Annotated in this window: 17 protein-coding genes and 1 pseudogene; 11 read left to right on the top strand and 7 right to left on the bottom strand. The window is 66.4% G+C overall.

Features of this window, described 5'->3' with window-relative positions; genetic code table 11:
* Positions 1-9 precede the first annotated feature (9 nt).
* Positions 10-393, top strand: a complete 384-nt coding sequence (locus GGR73_RS17345) for a response regulator (protein ID WP_024938475.1) — start codon at positions 10-12, stop codon at positions 391-393.
* On the opposite strand, the gene GGR73_RS17340 is transcribed toward GGR73_RS17345, so the two are convergent.
* The 3 genes from GGR73_RS17340 to GGR73_RS17330 all read right to left on the bottom strand — a co-directional run bounded on the left by GGR73_RS17340 (position 387) and on the right by GGR73_RS17330 (position 2643).
* Positions 387-614, bottom strand: coding sequence for a hypothetical protein (locus tag GGR73_RS17340; RefSeq protein ID WP_024938476.1), 228 nt, complete (start codon positions 612-614; stop codon positions 387-389). The two genes, GGR73_RS17345 and GGR73_RS17340, sit on opposite strands and share 7 nt — an antisense overlap.
* A complete protein-coding gene (locus GGR73_RS17335) occupies positions 614-1894 on the bottom strand; it encodes a sigma-54-dependent transcriptional regulator (protein WP_046344551.1) in 1281 nt (426 codons plus the stop codon). The genes GGR73_RS17340 and GGR73_RS17335 overlap by 1 nt, the downstream gene beginning before the upstream one ends.
* A gap of 563 nt (positions 1895-2457) precedes the next feature.
* Positions 2458-2643, bottom strand: coding sequence for a hypothetical protein (locus GGR73_RS17330; RefSeq protein ID WP_016900925.1), 186 nt, complete (start codon positions 2641-2643; stop codon positions 2458-2460).
* 215 nt (positions 2644-2858) lie between these two features.
* On the opposite strand from GGR73_RS17330, the gene GGR73_RS17325 reads away from it, so the two are divergent.
* Both GGR73_RS17325 and GGR73_RS17320 read left to right on the top strand, forming a co-directional pair.
* Positions 2859-3725 carry an SDR family oxidoreductase gene (locus GGR73_RS17325; RefSeq protein ID WP_184458101.1) on the top strand — a complete coding sequence of 289 codons (867 nt, stop codon included), beginning with the start codon at positions 2859-2861 and terminating at the stop codon, positions 3723-3725.
* Positions 3726-3922: 197 nt separating this feature from the next.
* A pseudogene (locus GGR73_RS17320) lies at positions 3923-4956 on the top strand (ABC transporter ATP-binding protein).
* A gap of 170 nt (positions 4957-5126) precedes the next feature.
* On the opposite strand, the gene GGR73_RS17315 reads toward GGR73_RS17320, so the two are convergent.
* Complete coding sequence (locus GGR73_RS17315; protein ID WP_184379407.1) at positions 5127-5771, bottom strand: DUF4142 domain-containing protein; 645 nt, start codon at positions 5769-5771, stop codon at positions 5127-5129.
* A 262-nt stretch (positions 5772-6033) separates the two neighbouring features.
* On the opposite strand from GGR73_RS17315, the gene GGR73_RS17310 reads away from it, so the two are divergent.
* Positions 6034-7197: a zinc-dependent alcohol dehydrogenase gene (locus tag GGR73_RS17310; protein WP_024938479.1), complete on the top strand. Its 1164-nt coding sequence runs from the start codon at positions 6034-6036 to the stop codon at positions 7195-7197.
* Between the two features lie 75 nt (positions 7198-7272).
* Here GGR73_RS17310 and GGR73_RS17305 read toward each other — a convergent pair whose 3' ends face one another.
* A complete protein-coding gene (locus GGR73_RS17305) occupies positions 7273-7440 on the bottom strand; it encodes a hypothetical protein (RefSeq protein ID WP_164738933.1) in 168 nt (55 codons plus the stop codon).
* Positions 7441-7789: 349 nt separating this feature from the next.
* Here GGR73_RS17305 and GGR73_RS17300 point away from each other — a divergent pair, with 349 nt between their 5' ends.
* Positions 7790-8122, top strand: coding sequence for a YkgJ family cysteine cluster protein (locus tag GGR73_RS17300; protein ID WP_226427509.1), 333 nt, complete (start codon positions 7790-7792; stop codon positions 8120-8122).
* 10 nt (positions 8123-8132) lie between these two features.
* Positions 8133-8399 (top strand): hypothetical protein, encoded by a 267-nt coding sequence (locus GGR73_RS17295; RefSeq protein WP_024938480.1) that lies wholly within the window; start codon positions 8133-8135, stop codon positions 8397-8399.
* 183 nt (positions 8400-8582) lie between these two features.
* On the opposite strand, the gene GGR73_RS17290 is transcribed toward GGR73_RS17295, so the two are convergent.
* Both GGR73_RS17290 and GGR73_RS17285 read right to left on the bottom strand, forming a co-directional pair.
* On the bottom strand, positions 8583-8795 hold the full coding sequence (locus tag GGR73_RS17290) for a hypothetical protein (protein WP_024938481.1): 213 nt from the start codon (positions 8793-8795) through the stop codon (positions 8583-8585).
* A 267-nt stretch (positions 8796-9062) separates the two neighbouring features.
* Entirely contained in the window at positions 9063-9974 is a 912-nt protein-coding gene (locus GGR73_RS17285; RefSeq protein ID WP_024938482.1) for a LysR family transcriptional regulator, read from the bottom strand.
* Positions 9975-10077: 103 nt separating this feature from the next.
* Here GGR73_RS17285 and GGR73_RS17280 point away from each other — a divergent pair, with 103 nt between their 5' ends.
* The 5 genes from GGR73_RS17280 to GGR73_RS17260 all read left to right on the top strand — a co-directional run bounded on the left by GGR73_RS17280 (position 10078) and on the right by GGR73_RS17260 (position 16314).
* Positions 10078-11277: an MFS transporter gene (locus GGR73_RS17280; RefSeq protein ID WP_184458099.1), complete on the top strand. Its 1200-nt coding sequence runs from the start codon at positions 10078-10080 to the stop codon at positions 11275-11277.
* A gap of 280 nt (positions 11278-11557) precedes the next feature.
* Positions 11558-12313 (top strand): DUF3348 domain-containing protein, encoded by a 756-nt coding sequence (locus GGR73_RS17275; RefSeq protein WP_184458097.1) that lies wholly within the window; start codon positions 11558-11560, stop codon positions 12311-12313.
* Between the two features lie 10 nt (positions 12314-12323).
* Entirely contained in the window at positions 12324-14996 is a 2673-nt protein-coding gene (locus GGR73_RS17270) for a DUF802 domain-containing protein (RefSeq protein WP_184458095.1), read from the top strand.
* A complete protein-coding gene (locus GGR73_RS17265; RefSeq protein ID WP_024938486.1) occupies positions 14993-15667 on the top strand; it encodes an OmpA family protein in 675 nt (224 codons plus the stop codon). Before GGR73_RS17270 ends, GGR73_RS17265 begins: the two co-directional genes overlap by 4 nt.
* Entirely contained in the window at positions 15664-16314 is a 651-nt protein-coding gene (locus tag GGR73_RS17260; protein WP_184433324.1) for a DUF2894 domain-containing protein, read from the top strand. The genes GGR73_RS17265 and GGR73_RS17260 overlap by 4 nt, the downstream gene beginning before the upstream one ends.
* The last annotated feature ends 211 nt before the right edge of the window (positions 16315-16525 follow it).

The following is a 16525-nucleotide window of genomic DNA, read 5'->3' as shown; positions in this document are numbered from 1 at the left end:
GAGCTCGCCATGCAGGACAATCCACTCAACGGCCGTCGCATCCTCGTGGTCGAGGACGACTATCTGCTGGCCGAATCGCTCAACGATCTGTTGGTGGAAGCCGGCGTCTATGTACTCGGGCCGGTGGGCAATGTGCCGGAGGCATTGTCGCTGGTGGCCTCCGGCCAGACCATCGACGGCGCTTTGCTCGACGTCAATGTGCGTGGTCAACCGGTGTTTCCGGTTGCCGACGCACTGCTGGAGCGCGGCGTGCCGTTCTCGTTCTGCTCCGGCTACGACCGCTACACGCTACCGCCGCGGTTTGCGCACCTGTCGTACTGCATGAAGCCCTACAACCCGCGCACCATCACCGCCCTGCTCAGCAACCAGACCCAGCCTGCCGAGCATTACTGATCGGCGCTGTCGGTGGACATCGCATCGTCCTGGCGCAGGGCGCGCTCTTCTTCGCCCAGTTGATTGAGCAACTCCACCGCCGACTGATGGGTGGTGCGCAGGGTCTCCATGGGCTTGGAGGTCTCGTTGCGTAACGCATACAACGCAAAGCCCATCACATTGAGGCGGTTGCGCAACTGATGCAGCAGCTCGCGCCGCCGCCCCTGGGATGCATCGCCCACTACGCGTCCTTGTCGCTGAGCCGGTTGTGCAAGGTGCGCACACTGATCCCCAACTCGCGCGCCGCCGCCTTCTTGTTGAAACGCGTGCGCGCCAGCGCTGCCTCGATCATGGCGTCCTCGGCCTGGCGCATGGTCCATCCCGCCGGAATCAGCAAGCCGTCTTCGTCGGCCTGCGGCACGGTCTGCACCACATCCGGCGCGCTCAGCAGATCGCCGTCTGCGCGCAGGTACAGATAGCGGATGAACGAGCGCAGTTCGCGCACGTTGCCCGGCCAGGTGTGGTAGGCCAGATAGCGCAGCAACGACTTGGTCGGCAGCTTGCGGGTGCCGTACTTGACGTTGAGCTCATCGATCACGCGCAGGCCCAGCAGCCGCGCATCGCCGCGACGCTCGCGCAGCGGCGGCACCTGGATCGGGTACTCGTTGAGCCGATAGAACAGATCCTCGCGCAGCACGCCGTGCTCGCGTTGCACATGCTGGTGCGTTGCCGCGACCACGCGCGCATCCAGTGGAATCTCCTCGCTGCCCCCCACGCGCATGAAGCTGCGCGACTCGATCGCGCGCAGCAGGTAGACCTGCAGCCGGGTCGGCATCTCGCCGATCTCATCCAGGAACAGCGTGCCATCGGCGGCCTGCTCCAGGAAACCGGCGTGCCGACGATCGGCACCGGTGAAGCTGCCGCGCTCGTGGCCGAACAACTGGCTGGCGAGCAGCTCCTCGGGAATGGCACCGCAGTTGACCGGCACGAAGCGACCACGCCGGCCGGAGACCCGGTGGATCGCGCGCGCGACCAGATCCTTGCCGGTGCCGGTCTCGCCGGTCACCAGCACATTCAAATCGGTCGGCGCCACGCGCAGGATGTCCTTGCGCAGCAGCACGATGCTGTCGCTGTTGCCGATGATGCCCAGATTGCCCTGCTGCGCGTCGCGCAGGCCGCCGAGCACGCGCTCCAGCCGCTCGGGCGCAAACGGCTTGGTGAGGAACTCACTGACGCCGAACTGCTGCGCGCGGCCCTGGGTTTCGTAGGCGTAATCGCCCGAAACCACTACGATCTGCGGCGTGTGATCCGGGTCGAGCCGTTCGATGAGATCGAAACCGCTACCGTCGGGCAGACCAACGTCCACCACCAACAGGTCGGGGAAGTTGCTGTCCAGCCAACGGCTGGCTTCGCCAAGGGTGTGGATGCCCTTGGCACGGAAGCCGCTATCGGTGGCTAACTCAACCACCTGATCGCAGAACTCCACGTCGTCGTCGATGATGGCGCAGGAAAGACGGTCCATGGGCGCTTCTGTCCGCAATGACTAATACATGTTCAGTTGAGAATTGTGACGGCTGCGCGAAAAACGCGCCTGTACGTCACCACGAGATGGCACATCCGTGTCACGGCCATCCGGCCGTATGGCGCCCGCTTCCCCCCAAGTCGAGCTCGCCGTAAATGGTCGACCGAAGTACGCATGGCGGCGCTGGATTACGCCAGTGCCAAGCGTCATGGTCGGGGTCGGTCAGCGCGTCGTCTTGGGCGAAACGCCAAGGAGCGCAAGGTTTGCGGGAGATGGAGGGCAACCCGGACACGGGTACCGTTGGACTGAGCTGACGGATCAGCTCGCTTGGCCTGCGCTACGACGCGCCTGCTGGACTGTCGGCTCGCGCCGACGTGGATCATTGCCGGTGGATGCCTTGTGCACGCCCGGCCGCGAGCCGTCGGGTGCGCTGTGTTGCCAATAGCCTACGCACCGGCCGTGGAGAAAACGTGCATGGAGCGGCCAAGGCCGGCGCTGTGACACGACGGCAGAGTTGCATGCGCCTGCATCGCGAACGCCGGAACTGCAGCGTCGAGCGCGACTCAGCGCTTCTCGGAGCCGTCCGGTCGCTCGTAATCGTGCTCGGGGTCGGCCTTGTTCACATCGCGGTCTTCGTCGGGCATGTCGTGCACCTTCCACTCGACATCCTCGTTGCGCTGTTCCTGCGGCGTAAACGGCTTTTGCTGGTCGTCGTCCGGGCCCCATGGCTTTTTCGGTTCGCTGCCCATCATCGTTCTCCTGCGTTGTGGTCGTGAGCCCACGCTAGGCCGGCGTGCATTGCACAGCAGTGAACAAAGCTGCGCGATGGCGTGAAGCAATCGCCGCATGCACAGGCGGCGACATCGTCAACACACACGCCGCCGACATCGCCTAGCCCGCCCGTTTACGTCTGCGCACGCACACTGCCGTTCATCGTGATGCGTCACACCGCCAGGAGACTGAAATGCCCGTACCCAATTACCCGCGCCCGCCATTCAAGCCGCAGCAGCAGAACTTTCCCGGGCGTACCGAGAAGATGGACCCGCGCCCGGATCACGGCGAAGACAGTTATGTCGGCCATGGGCAGCTCACCGGCAAGCGTGCCCTGATCACCGGCGGCGACAGCGGCATCGGTGCGGCCGTGGCGATCGCCTATGCACGCGAGGGTGCCGACGTGGCGATCGCCTATCTTCCCGACGAGCAGGAAGACGCCGCCAGAATCGGCGCATTGATCGAAAAGGCCGGCGTCAAGGCCTTGCTGGTGGGCTGCGACATCAGCGACCCGTCCCAGGCGGCTACGTTGATCCAACAGGTCAACAGCACGCTCGGCGGCCTGGATATCCTGGTCAACAACGCCGGCTATCAGAAGTATTTTGAGAACTTCGAAGACATCACGCTGGACGAATGGCGCAAGACCTTCGACACCAACGTGCATGCCGTGTTCCACCTGGTGCAGTTGTCGGTACCGCTGATGAAAGACGGCGGCTCCATCATCAATACCGCCTCGGTGCAGTCCAAGAAGCCGACGCCGAACATCCTGCCGTATGCCGCTACCAAGGGCGCACTGGCCAACCTGACGATTGGCCTGGCAGGCGTGCTGGCCGACAAGCACATCCGCGTCAACGCGGTGCTGCCGGGCCCGATCTGGACGCCGTTCATTCCCGCCGGCATGGACGAGGAGTCGGTGGAAAACTTCGGCGGCCAGACACCGATGGGACGCCCCGGGCAACCGGTGGAGCTGGCATCGGCGTACGTGATGCTGGCAGCCGATACCGCCAGCTACACCTCGGGCACATTGCTCACCATTGCCGGTGGCGCGGTCACGCTGTAACGCCGTCCAGCGCTGCAGCTGCTCGCAAAGCCCGCCTCGCTTGCTTAGCGAGGCGGCAGGCCGCGCGCGTGGGCGGCGAGCTGGTGGATGCGGTGTCCACTGTGTGGAAGATCAAGGCGTTTGCCGCACGCGATCGCGAAAGCGCGCGGCTGGCCGAGCAGATCGGCGACGAGGCGGTGGCCCATCGCCGCAGCTGGATGTACGTGGAAAAGGCCCGCGTGATCCACGACATCTGCCTGTCGGTGATGGCCGGCGGCATGCTGATGTGGGCGATCAGCATGCGGCGCGCCGGCACGGTGAGCGCGGGCGACGTGGTGCTGGTCAGCGCGCTGACTTTCCGCATCCTGCCCGGCTCGCGCGACCTGGCGCTGACGCTGGTGGACACCACCCAGCAGTTGGGCGCCCTCGCCGACACGCTGCAGATCATCCTGCAGCCACATACCATCGTTGACGCGGACGCACCGCTGGCCCTGGCCCAGGGCGATGTGCGGTTCGAAGAGGTGCGCTTTGCCTATCCGGAGCGGGCGGCGGTGCTGGATGGATTGAACCTGCACATCCCTGCCGGCCAGAAGGTCGGCATCGTCGGGCCCTCCGGTGCCGGCAAGTCCCCCTTGATCGCGCTGATCCAGCGCCTGGACGATGTGCAATCCGGACGCGTGCTGATCGATGGCCAGGACATCGCAGCCTCAGCCAGGACAGCCTGCGCGAAAAGATTGCGGTGGTTCCGCAGGAAACCGCGCTGTTCAATCGCAGCATTGCCGACAACATCCGCTACGGCCGCCCGGAGGCCGGCGATGCGGAAGTGCAGGACGCCGCGCGGCACGCATTCTGCGATGGCTTCGTCCGGCAGCTGCCGCAGGGCTACGACACCCAGGTCGGCGAACGCGGGGTCATGCTCTCCGGTGGTCAACGCCAGCGTCTGGGCATCGCACGCGCGTTCCTGAAGGACCCGCCGATCCTGATCCTGGACGAAGCCACCTCGGCACTGGACACCGAATCGGAAGCGGAAATCCAGGCCGCGCTGGATCACCTGATGCGCGAACGCACCGCACTGGCGGTGGCGCATCGCCTGTCCACGGTGATCGGCTTCGATCGTATCGTGGTGCTGCAGGAAGGCCGCGTGGTCGAAGACGGCAACCCGGCACAGCTGCGTGGTCACGGTGGCGTGTTCGATGGTCTGTGGCAACGCCAGGCGGCGGGATTCGAGCGGGCTGCGCCTGATGCGTCATGAAGACGGCCTTGCGATGCGATCGCCCGGTACCGGCCGAGCATGCTGCAGGTGTGCAGCAGATCGAGTAGACACGCCCCACGCATGCCCACAACGACAACAGGCAGCCGAAGCTGCCTGTTGCCTGCATCGCACCGCGCGTCACGCGGTGCCTGATCCACATCGCTGCCTGATCAGTGCGGCTGGTTCGACTTGGCACGCAGCGACTTGGCATGCTCCAGATGCTGGGCGACGGTCTCGCGTGCGCGCTGCAGTTCCTTGCCCAGATCGCTCGAACCCGGCTCGCTGGCCAGCTGCGCATCCAGCAACGTCAACGCTTGCTCATGGCTGGTCACGCTGGCCTGCAGGTACTGCGTTTCGAACTCCTTGCCGTTCAAGCCTTCCAGACGCTTGCGGGTGCCATCAGCGCGGGTGGTTGCAGCCTGCGCCAGCGTGCCGCTGCGATCCGGTGCAAACCGGCTGAGATCGGTGAGCGCCGCACTGTGGGCCTCGTCCATCTTGCGTGCAAACTGCAAGGTCTCGCCGCCAAGTCCCTTGACGACTGCCAGTTGCGCCAGCGTGCGCTCCTGCTCGTTAAACACCACCAGCGCACCAAGCGCCTGCTTGCGATCGCCGGAGATTGCAGCGGCATCACGCAACGGGTCGCCATGCGGCGGCGTGCTGCCCGCATTGGCCGGCGCGCTCAGCGTCTGCGGTTGAATATCGCGATCGTTGTTCTTCGGGCTGGCCGCTTCACCGGACTCGTTCTGGCGACGCTGCCATGCCTTGTAAGCCACGTAGCCCACTGCACCGGCGGTCACCATCTTGAAAATTCCCATCGTTGTCTCCTGGTTGATCGCGCAAGGCACGATCGTTGATTGTCGGGGTCGCATGGTCGCTGTACGCATGAGCTGCGAACGATTCAGCGTGGCATTCGAGAGTGCGAGCGCGCGGGTTATCCAGGCGTGACACACGCATCAACGCCGCGTCGCCAATCGAACGCGTCCACACCGTGCGCACGTGCCGTGCTGACGGACTTAACGGCGCGCTGCCGACACTGGCTGTGTTGCCGCACATCGACGGCCTTTCCGGAGAACCCCCATGCTCGCCCTCAACTACCACGGCTCACGCGATGTCCGGGTCGAAACCGTGCCGGACCCGGTCCTGGTCGAACGCGACGATCTCATCCTGCGCGTGACCGCCACCGCCATCTGCGGTTCGGATCTGCATCTGTACCGCGGCAAGATTCCGGATCTGCGGCACGGCGATATCCTCGGCCATGAGTTCATGGGCATTGTCGAAGACGTGGGCCCCGACGTCACCGCCGTCAAACGCGGCGACCGCGTGGTGATCCCCTTCGTGGTGGCCTGCGGACGCTGCTTCCACTGCATGCTGCAGGAATTCTCCGCCTGCGAGACCACCAACACCGGCAAGGGCGCGGCGCTCAACCACAAGGACATGCGGCCGCCGGCGGCGCTGTTCGGCTTCAGTCATCTGTACGGCGGTCTGTCCGGCGGGCAGGCCGAATACGTGCGCGTGCCCAAGGCCAATGTCGGGCCGCTGGTGGTACCCGATGCATTGCACGACGAGCAGGTGCTGTTCCTGTCCGACATCCTGCCGACCGGCTATCAGGCCGTCATCGATGCCGGGGTCAAGCAGGGTTCGACGGTGGCGATCTTCGGTGCCGGCCCGGTGGGCCTGATGGCGGCGGCGTGCTGCCGCATGCTGGGCGCCGAGCGCATCTTCATGGTCGACCGGCATGCCTACCGGCTGGACTTTGCATCCAAGGCCTACGGCATCATTCCGATCAACTTCGACGAGGTCGACGACCCGGCCGATGTCATCGTGTCGCAAACCGATGGCCGCGGCGTGGATGCCAGCATCGAAGCGGTGGGCTTCGAGGCCGAAGGCAGCGCGATCGAAACCGCGTTGACCAACTTGAAGCTGGAAGGCAGCAGCGGTGTTGCAATCCGCCAATGCATCGCGGCAACGCGCCGCTGCGGTGTGGTCAGCGTGCCGGGCGTGTATGCCGGCTTCATCCACGCCTTCATGTTCGGCGATGCCTTCGACAAGGGGCTGAGCTTCAAGATGGGCCAGACCCATGTGCAGAAGCATATGCCGCATTTGCTGGAATGCATTGGCAATGGCGACCTCAAGCCCAGCGCGATCATCTCCCATCGCATGCCGCTGGCCGATGCAGCGCGCGGCTATGAGCTGTTCGACAAGAAGCAGGACGATTGCCGCAAGGTGGTGTTGACGCCGTAACAGCCAGCAACGCTGCAAACGCAAACGGCGCGGTCGATGACCGCGCCGTTTGCGTTGCTGGCTCGTGTGGCCTGGTCAGTCCAGCGGCTTGGCCGGCACGAACGGCGACACCGGATCGCTGGCCGGAAAGGTTTCTTCCAGCGCATCGTCCTGCAAGGCGTCCTGTTTTTCCTTCTCGCTGCGTTGGTCTTCGTGATCGCCGGCCAGATCGGGCGCAGTTGCGTGTTGATGGGCAGTATTCATGGGATCTCCTGTCGCGTTGATGCGGACCACCCAACGCTACGGTGGCCTGCCGGCGGCACAGGTGAAAGAGGTCTTCGCATCGGCGTGACAAAGGCAACCGTTTAGGCAAACGTCTGATGCCTCGGCAGGTTGTCGCAACGTCGCAATCGTACGCACGCGGACCACAGCACGATCGAGCGCGCAGCATGCCGTGCTTGCGTCCACACGCACCCACGCAACACACGGCACTGCCGGCAATGTGATCATTGCGTTTTCGCGCCGCGAGAAAACAGGCTGCTGCCGCCACGGCGGGGACCGGTTCACACCCCGGCGCGCCCAGGGTGTATGGTGCAAGGGCGGCCGGACTCCGGTGTCGCCCTCACTCTATCTGGCCTTCTCCATCAAGAATCTCTGCGAACGTTGCGACGCCGTCTGTTGCCGGCTCACCGTCATGGTCGATCCATCCGACCGCATCCCCAACCACTTGACCAGCGTGACACCGCAAGGTTGGCACGTGATGGCGCGTGACGAGGAAGGCTGGTGCGTGGCCATCGATGCGGCGCGCATGTGTTGTTCGATCTACGAGACGCGGCCGGCAATCTGCCGGCGTTTCGTCATGTCCGGGCCGTATTGCCGCGACGTGCGTGCCACCTACGACGACCAACGCCGGCGGGGCATTCCCTTGACGCTGTACAACGCATGAGGATTTCGCCATGAACAACTCCCGCCGTCAGTCGATGACCGTGAGCAATCAGCCAGGCAAGCCGCGCTTGTCCGAGCAACGGCTGGCTGCCGACCTGGAGGCGTTCCAGCAATCCGGTGGCGCGATCGAGCGCCTGGGCGATACCCCGCTGCGTCGCGACAAGAAGCGCGGCGAGCCCGAGGCCGCTCCTGCCAAGGCAGTCAAAAAACCCGCTGCCAAGGCAACCGACGCGTCCGACGCAGAGACCGCGACAACCGCAACAACCGACGCCGAGTAAGCGCGTCGCAGTGGCAGCACACCTGCGTTGTGGCTGTCGCTGTTGGAGTTGGAGTTGGGCGATCGATGCCGCGCTGCGTGCACACACCGCAGCCGGCTGAACCCACAGCGCCGGCATCGTCGGCTTCGAAAAAATGACCGCCTTCCGGCACGCAGACCCGCGTCGCCAACAGGCAAGCGCGGATTACAGCAGTTGCGCGTGTTTGGTCGCGCCCAGTCCCTGTGCCAGTGAAGCCATCTCGTTGGCCAGTGTGATCAGATCGCCGCCGGCTTGCGCGGCAAGAGTCATGATGCGTTGATACGCGTCCCAGAAGTCCGGTCCACTGCCATAGGCGTCGTGGAACCCTTGTAACTCCAGGACCATGAGATCGGACACCTGCATGTCGCAGCGGTCCATTGTGGTCACCTCGTTGGGGAGTCGTCCCCGGACCGGCAGCCTACACGCGTTCACCTTACAAAACAGGGTCGGCCGTGAGACAGCGCAGTTGGAGCTGAATTGGTCAGAGAGCAGGCGCAGACCGGCGTGATTGCGCTTGATCGGGCCCGCTGCTGCGTGTGCTGGCATGTGCGCTGACCCGAACCTGGCGCTGCATTGCGGCACGTCGATGTGCACCATGCGCAACCGCTGCCGCGATCATGCACGACCCCACGCCAGGCGCCGCACTCACGCCGCATCCTGCAAGCCCTGCTGCAGGCATTCCAGCAACCGGCTCAGCTTGGGCAGCAACTGGCGCGCGCGCATCCACACCAGATGCAGTGGCAGGCCTTCGGTATCGCATTGCGGCAGTACCGCGACCAGGCTGCCGCGCTGCAGGTGCTGATCGATCAGCCAGGTCGGCAGCTGTGCGATACCCAGCCCGGCCACCACCGCGTCCACCTGCGCCTCGGCATTGCCGAACACCACCCGCGCGTCCATCGCACGCTGTTCCACCGGCCCTGCGCCATGCCGCAGCAACCACGGGCTACTGCTGCCGTCGGCCTTGCCGTAGAGCACCGCATCGTGCGCCAGCAAGGCGGCAATGCTGTCGGGCGTGCCGCGCTGCGCCAGGTACTGCGGTGCGGCGCAGAACACGCGTTTTTCATGGCCCAGATAGCGGTGCCCCAGGCTGCTGTGCCACTGATCCGGACCGCCGATGCGCACCGCGATGTCGATGCCTTCTTCGGCCATGTCGACGAAGCGATCGGTGAACGAAATGACCGGCTGCAGGCCGGGATAACGCTGGAAGAACGGCAGCAACACCGGCAACACCTTGTGCCGGCCGAAGCTCACCGGCAGGTCCAGCCGCAGCCGGCCGGTGGGCGCCTGGCCTTCGGCGCGCAGCACGTGCTCGGCCTCCTCCAGCTCATCGAGCACCTTGACGCAGACCCGGTAGAACGCCGCGCCTGCGTCGGTCAGCGCCAGCCGCCGGGTGGTGCGTGCGAACAGGCGCACGCCCAGACGCGTCTCCAGGCGTGCGATGGCTTTGCCCACTGCCGAGCTGGTCAGGCTGAGCCGCTCGGCGGCGGCCGTGAAGCTGCCGGCATCGGCGGCGCTGACAAAGATATCGATGCCTTTGACGCGTTCAGAGGGATGCATGGGTATACATTCAAGAACTGAAGTCCGCAATGTACGGAAAATACTCCCGATATACGATCTTAATTCTTTCCTATGATGGCCAGCCCACACTGCGACGCATGCCATGTCTGCTGTCGGCTCTACTTCCTCTCCCGTTTCCGCCACCGCGGCACCGGCCGCTGCTCGCAGCGGCCTGGCGATCTTCATCCTGGTGTTTGCCGCGTTCGTGATCGTCACCACCGAGTACCTGATCGTCGGGCTGCTGCCCGGCCTTGCACGCGACATGGAAATTTCCATCTCCGCGGCCGGCCAGCTGGTGACTTTGTTCGCCTTCACCGTGATGCTGTTCGGCCCGCCGCTGACCGCGTGGCTGTCGCATCTGGATCGCAAGCGCCTGTTTGTCATGATCCTGCTGGTGTTTGCGGTCTCCAACGCGGTGGCCGCGCTGGCGCCCAATATCTGGGTGCTGGCCTTTGCCCGCTTTGTACCGGCGCTGGCGCTGCCGGTGTTCTGGGGAACCGCCAGCGAAACCGCCGGGCAACTGGCCGGGCCGCAGCACGCAGGGCGTGCCGTGTCGCGGGTGTATCTGGGCATTTCGGCGGCGCTGCTGTTCGGCATTCCGCTGGGCACGGTGGCCGCCAACAGCATCGGCTGGCGTGGCGCGTTCTGGATCCTGGCTGCCCTGTCGCTGGCGATGGCCGCGGCGCTGGCGCTCTGGATGCCGACGGTGGCCCGCAGCGAACGGGTAAATCTGCGCCAGCAGGCCGGCATCTTCGGCGAGCGCTTCTTCCTGGCCAATGTGATCCTGTCGGTGGTGGTCTTCACCGCCATGTTCACCGCCTACACCTATCTGGCCGACCTGCTGGAACGCAGCGTGGGCGTGCCGGCGGCGAATGTGGGCTGGTGGCTGATGGGCTTCGGCGCGATCGGCCTGATCGGCAACTGGCTGGGCGGGCGGGTGGTGGATCGCTCGCCGCTGCGTGCCACGGCGGTGTTCCTGCTGCTGCTCGCGCTGGGCATGGCTCTGTGCGTGCCGGTGGCCAAGACCGGCGTGCTGCTCTATCTGACCCTGGCGGTCTGGGGCATTGCCTACACCGCGCTGTTTCCGATCAGTCAGGTGCGGGTGATGAACTCGGTGACCCACTCGCAGGCACTGGCCGGCACCACCAACGTGTCGGCGGCCAATGCCGGCATCGGCATCGGCGCCATCATCGGCGGGCTGGTGATTCCGGCCTGGGGGCTGGGCAGCATCGGCTATGTGGCCGCGGCGGTGGCGCTGCTGGGGGTGGTGCTGATTCCGTTGGTACATCGCGCCCGAGGCTGAGATGTCGCGTTGCGGGCCAGGCACATCCGGCCCGCAGCGTTGGTCGCGCTCGCTGCGCACGACCACGGGAGCGCAAGCCAGATACCGCTACAGATGGACTTGATCCTTGGGCGCTGCGCCTGCTGAATCGCTGCGCTGCACGCTGCAATCGCGCGCACACCCCCACACCAGGCCGGCTGAATGCCGCCAGGGCCGGCCTGCGCGGCAAGCCCGCAGCTGCCGGGCAAAGCGCCGAACCGCGCGGCTTCCCGTGTAAAATGCGCGGTCTTTGACCGGAACAATGGCGAAAGCTTCTCCACGGGCGCCCCTGTCGGGCCCGGCGTTCATTCGCCTGCTTGCTCGCCTCACCGATGCCCACGTGGCCCAGTCCAACCATGCGCTTGCCGACCGGCTCAGCCAATGGATCGACTGGACGCGCGCGGTCGCCGTGTCCAAGGCGCTGGATGGCAAGCTGCCGGAGATCGAAGCGCTGCCCGACACGCGCAGACTCGACACCGAGGCCTGCGCCCGCGTGCGCACCGGGCTGGCGACCAGCAGCGTGGTCGAGCTGGATGCCGTGCTTGCGCGCGTGCGTCGCGATGCGCGCAGCGCCACCGCTGCCGACATCGACGCGGCGGCAGCGGCAGCGGCGCCCGCGCTCGACTATGCCCCGTTCCGCCAGCACTACCTGGCAATGCAGCGCGCGATGCGCACCGCCACCGGCGACCTGCGTGGCCGCCTGCGCGACATGCTGGCGCTGGAATCGGCGCCGATGGCGCGGCTGGCCGAGGTGGATGCGGTGATGGAGCTGACCTTGAGCCCGCGCGAGCAGACCCTGCTGAATCACGTGCCGAACCTGCTCGGCGCGCATTTCGAGCGCCTGCGCGATGCCGCGCGGGCGCAGAACCCGGCACCCGACGGCGAGGCCGCGCCACGCGCGCTCTCCGACGGCTGGCTGGATGTGTTTCGCAAAGACATGCAGAGCGTGTTGCTCGCCGAACTGGATGTCCGTTTTCACCCGATCGAAGGCCTGCTCGCAGCGCTTCGTACCCGCTAACTGGGACCTCATGTTCAGAACTCTTGTCCACCTGTGTGTGTTTGTCGTCGGCCTGTTGGCGGTTTGCTGGGTCGGCATCGGTTATCTGGGCTCCAATCCGCTCGGCGCCTGCGTCGCGGCAGTGATCGGCGCCTGTTATGTGGCCGGCGCGCTGGAGCTGTACCGCTATCGCCAGGCCAGCGCGACGCTGGACGATGCCGTCACCGCATTGACCACCGCGCCATCGGCGTTGGGCGAATGGCTGGAGCGCCTGCATCCGAGCCTGCGCAATGCGGTGCGCCTGCGCATCAAGGGCGAGCGGGTGGCGTTGCCGGCACCGGTGCTGACACCGTATCTGGTCGGCCTGCTGGTGTTGCTGGGCATGCTCGGCACCCTGCTCGGCATGATGGCCACGCTCAAGGGCACCGGCTTCGCATTGCAGAGCGCCACCGACCTGCAGGCCATCCGCGGCTCGTTGGCCGCGCCGGTGGAAGGCCTGGCGTTTGCGTTCGGCACCTCCATCGCCGGCGTTGCAACCTCCGCGATGCTGGGGCTGTTGTCGGCACTGTGCCGGCGCGAGCGGCTGCAGGCAGTGCAGCGGCTGGACCTGAAGATCGCCTCCGAACTGCATCCGCACTCGGACGCGCACCAGCGTGGCGAAGTGTTCAAGTTGCAGCAGCAGCAAAGCGCGCTGATGCCGACGCTGATCGATCGCCTGCAAACGCTGATGCACAGCATCGAGCAGCAGAGCATCGCCGCCGATGAACGCCTGGCCGCGCAGCAGGCCGAATTCCACGCCCGGAGCGAGGCGGCGTATGCGCGCCTAGCCACGGCGATGGAGCAATCGCTGCAGAGCGGCGTGGCAGAAAGCGCACGCGCGGTGGGCGCGGCCTTGCAGCCGGCGATGGAAGCGACCATGACCAGCATCGCGCGCGACACCGCCGCCTTGCACGAGCGCCTCACCCATGCCGTGCAGCAGCAACTGGACGGCATCACCAGCGGCTTCCAGCACAGCGCCAGTGCCGCGGCCGCGCACTGGACCAGCGCACTCGCCGCACAGGAACGCGCGCAGCAAGCGCTCGACACGCGGTTGCAGACCACGCTGGAGCAGATCGCACAGCAGACCGCTGACGTGCAGGACGGCGTCGGCACCGCCGTGCAGCAGCAGTTGCACGCGCTCAACGACGGCTTCCAGCACAGTGCGCAGACGGCCGCCGAGCACTGGCAGGCCGTGCTGGCCGCGCAGGACCGGGCGCAGCACGCGTTGACCGAGCAGTTGCAGACCACGTTGGCGCAGATCGATCAGCGCAGCATCGCGGTGCAGGATGGCGTGACCCACGCGGTGCAGCAGCAGTTGACCGCGCTCAATGACGGGTTCGAACGCAGCAACGCCGCCACGGCCGAGCACTGGGCCGCGGTGCTCGCCGAGCAGCAGCGCGCAGGCGCGGCGTTGAACGCGCAATTGCAGGCCACGCTCGCACAGCTCGCCCAGCAGAGCAGCGCGCTGCAGGACGGCGTGCAGCAGGCCGTACAGCAGCAACTCGATGGACTGAGCAACGGCTTCGAAAGCAGCACCGCTGCTGCCGCCGCCACCTGGACCGCGGCGGTGGCCGAACAGCAACGTGCAAACCACGCGCTGACGCAGGAGTTGCAGGGCACGCTGACCCAGTTCGCCAGCACCTTCGATGCACGCTCCAGCGCCCTGGTCGATGCGGTGTCCAGGCGCATGGATCAGTCCAGCAGCGAGACTGCCAGCGCCTGGAACGCCGCGCTGGCGCAGCAACAGGACGCCAGCGCCGCCTTGGCCGACCAGCACCAGCGCGCACTGGCAGCCGCCACTGCCAGCTTCGACGCGCATGCCGCCGCCCTGGTCGGCACCCTGCAGCAATCGCACACCGAGCTGCAGGCCGCACTGGAAGCCCGCGACACCCAGCGCCTGGCGCTGTGGAGCGAGCGCTTCAGCGCGATGAGCGCAGACCTGAGCACGCAGTGGGAGCGCACCGGCGAGCGCGTCACCCAGCAACAGCAGGCGATCTGCGACACCCTGGCCAGCACCGCCAGCGAGCTGTCCACGCAGGCGCAGGCACAGGCCAGTGCCACCATCAGCGAAGTGGCGCGCCTGATGCAGATCGCCTCCGAAGCGCCCAAGGCGGCCGCCGATGTGGTGGCCGAGCTGCGCCAGAACCTGTCCGAGAGCATGGTGCGCGACACCGCGATGCTGGAAGAGCGCAGCAAGCTGCTCGCCACCCTGGATACCTTGCTCAACGCGGTCAACCACGCCTCCACCGAACAACGCGCAGCGGTGGATGCGCTGGTCACCACCTCGGCCGACCTGCTGCAACGCGTGGGCACCCAGCTCACCGAGCAGATCGGCAGCGAGACCGGCAAGCTCGGCGCGGTGGCCGCACATGTCAGCGGCAGCGCGGTGGAAGTGGCCAGCCTGGGCGAAGCCTTCGGCGTGGCGGTGCAGCTGTTCAGCGGCTCCACCAGCGAGCTCAACGAGCGCCTGCAGCACGTTGCCAGCGCACTGGATGCCTCGCTGGCCCGCAGCGACGACCAACTGGCGTATTACGTGGCGCAGGCGCGCGAGGTGGTCGACCTCAGCATGCTGTCGCAGAAGCAGATCATCGAAGAACTGCGCCAGCTCGATCGCGGTCGCGGCGATGCCGGTGAGGCCGCTGCCGGCGAGGCCAGCGCGGCATGAGCGACGAGATCGACATCGACGGCGAATCGGGCACACCGATCTGGGCCGCCTTCGGCGACCTGATGTCGGTGCTGCTGGGCGCGTTCGTGCTGATCCTGGTCGGGGTGATCGGCGTGCAGCTGCAGCTATCCAGCCGCCTGGACGAAGAGGTCAAACAGCGTCAGGCCGAAGCGCAGCGCCGCAAGACGCTGGAGCAGGCACTGGCGGCGCCGCTGGCCGCCGGCCGGGTGACCCTGGTCGACGGCCGCATCGGCATCCGCGGCAATGTGCTGTTCGCCTTCAATTCCGATCAGTTGCAGCCGGAAGGCCGTGAGGTGCTGAAGACGCTGGCCGCGCCGTTGACCGAATACCTGGCGGCACGCGAGGAGATCCTGATGGTCAGCGGCTTCACCGACGACCGCCCGGTGCTGGGCGGCAACCGGCGCTACGCCGACAACTGGGAATTGTCGGCCCAACGCGCACTCACGGTGACGCGTGCATTGATCGCCGAAGGCGTGCCGGCCGCATCGGTGTTTGCCGCGGCCTTCGGCTCGCAACAGCCGGTGGATTCCAATGCCGATGAAACGCGCCGCGCCAGGAACCGCCGTGTGGAGATCGCACCGATTGCGCGCCCGTCCACCTCGCGTGCGTCTTCTGCCGCCAAGCCGACAGCGGCCACAGGCACGCGATGAGCACGCAGGCGACATCCGCGCACGCGCGCCTGCAGCGCTGGCGCAGCCAGGGCGCCGACCAGTTGGATCCGGTGCGTTTCCACCTGATGGAAACGCTGGCCGCGCGTGCCGGCACACAGGCCGAGCCGGTGCGCGAGGTGCTGGAAGAAAAACTGGGCAAGCTGGTCGATGCGTACGCGGCGACGGTGAAGCAGGCCGCGCGCCGCCGTGTCGCCAGCGCTGCCGCACAGCCGTCGCAACGCAGCGCGCTTGGCGCGTTAGCCGACCGGATGGCAGGCCACGCCGCGTTGATGGAAGTGGACAGCAGAAAGACCGCCAGCGCCGAAGCCACGCAGTTCCCCGAGCTGCCGGCGCTGGAGGATTTTCGCCGCACCTGGACCACGGTGCGCACTGCCAGCCAGGTGCGGCAGTCGCTGCAGGACGCCCCCAAGGACGCCGGCCCGCTCAATTCCAGCGTGCTGGTGCATCGCTGCATCAGCCTGATGCGCGAGTGCTCACCGGGCTATCTGCAGCACTTCCTCGGCTATGTCGACGCGCTGTCGTGGCTGGAACAGCTGCACAGCGGTGGCGCGTTGGCCAGCGAGGATGCCGCGCCGGTGGCGCCGGGCAAGAAGCGCAGCAAGCGTGCCCCCACGCGGCGCAGCTAGCGCAACCAGTCAGTCGCGCTGGCGCTGCACGCACACGGCGGCTGGCTGAAACCAGCATGGCGCACCTGTCCAGCATGATCGCAGCCAGTGCGCGGGTCGTTCGCATCCGCCCGGCGCTGGCGCGGTCCATCAAACGCGCAGGGGCGACTGTCGCCAGTCGGTGTCGTCAGCCAGCGACGCAGCGTGGACAACGCAGGCGGAGGGTGAATCG

Source organism: Xanthomonas sp. F14, from assembly GCF_014199865.1.
Note: the sequence above shows the minus strand (reverse complement) of the source record. Positions and strands in the feature narration are given on the sequence as shown.

Bases quoted from the DNA above. Each gene is read 5' to 3' on its own strand.
- GGR73_RS17345 (WP_024938475.1), top strand. From the start codon at position 10: ATGCAGGACAATCCACTCAACGGCCGTCGCATCCTCGTGGTCGAGGAC.
- GGR73_RS17335 (WP_046344551.1), bottom strand. From the start codon at position 1,894: ATGGACCGTCTTTCCTGCGCCATCATCGACGACGACGTGGAGTTCTGC.
- GGR73_RS17330 (WP_016900925.1), bottom strand. From the start codon at position 2,643: ATGGGCAGCGAACCGAAAAAGCCATGGGGCCCGGACGACGACCAGCAA.
- GGR73_RS17325 (WP_184458101.1), top strand. From the start codon at position 2,859: ATGCCCGTACCCAATTACCCGCGCCCGCCATTCAAGCCGCAGCAGCAG.
- GGR73_RS17315 (WP_184379407.1), bottom strand. From the start codon at position 5,771: ATGGGAATTTTCAAGATGGTGACCGCCGGTGCAGTGGGCTACGTGGCT.
- GGR73_RS17310 (WP_024938479.1), top strand. From the start codon at position 6,034: ATGCTCGCCCTCAACTACCACGGCTCACGCGATGTCCGGGTCGAAACC.
- GGR73_RS17305 (WP_164738933.1), bottom strand. From the start codon at position 7,440: ATGAATACTGCCCATCAACACGCAACTGCGCCCGATCTGGCCGGCGAT.
- GGR73_RS17295 (WP_024938480.1), top strand. From the start codon at position 8,133: ATGAACAACTCCCGCCGTCAGTCGATGACCGTGAGCAATCAGCCAGGC.
- GGR73_RS17290 (WP_024938481.1), bottom strand. From the start codon at position 8,795: ATGGACCGCTGCGACATGCAGGTGTCCGATCTCATGGTCCTGGAGTTA.
- GGR73_RS17285 (WP_024938482.1), bottom strand. From the start codon at position 9,974: ATGCATCCCTCTGAACGCGTCAAAGGCATCGATATCTTTGTCAGCGCC.
- GGR73_RS17280 (WP_184458099.1), top strand. From the start codon at position 10,078: ATGTCTGCTGTCGGCTCTACTTCCTCTCCCGTTTCCGCCACCGCGGCA.
- GGR73_RS17275 (WP_184458097.1), top strand. From the start codon at position 11,558: ATGGCGAAAGCTTCTCCACGGGCGCCCCTGTCGGGCCCGGCGTTCATT.
- GGR73_RS17270 (WP_184458095.1), top strand. From the start codon at position 12,324: ATGTTCAGAACTCTTGTCCACCTGTGTGTGTTTGTCGTCGGCCTGTTG.
- GGR73_RS17265 (WP_024938486.1), top strand. From the start codon at position 14,993: ATGAGCGACGAGATCGACATCGACGGCGAATCGGGCACACCGATCTGG.
- GGR73_RS17260 (WP_184433324.1), top strand. From the start codon at position 15,664: ATGAGCACGCAGGCGACATCCGCGCACGCGCGCCTGCAGCGCTGGCGC.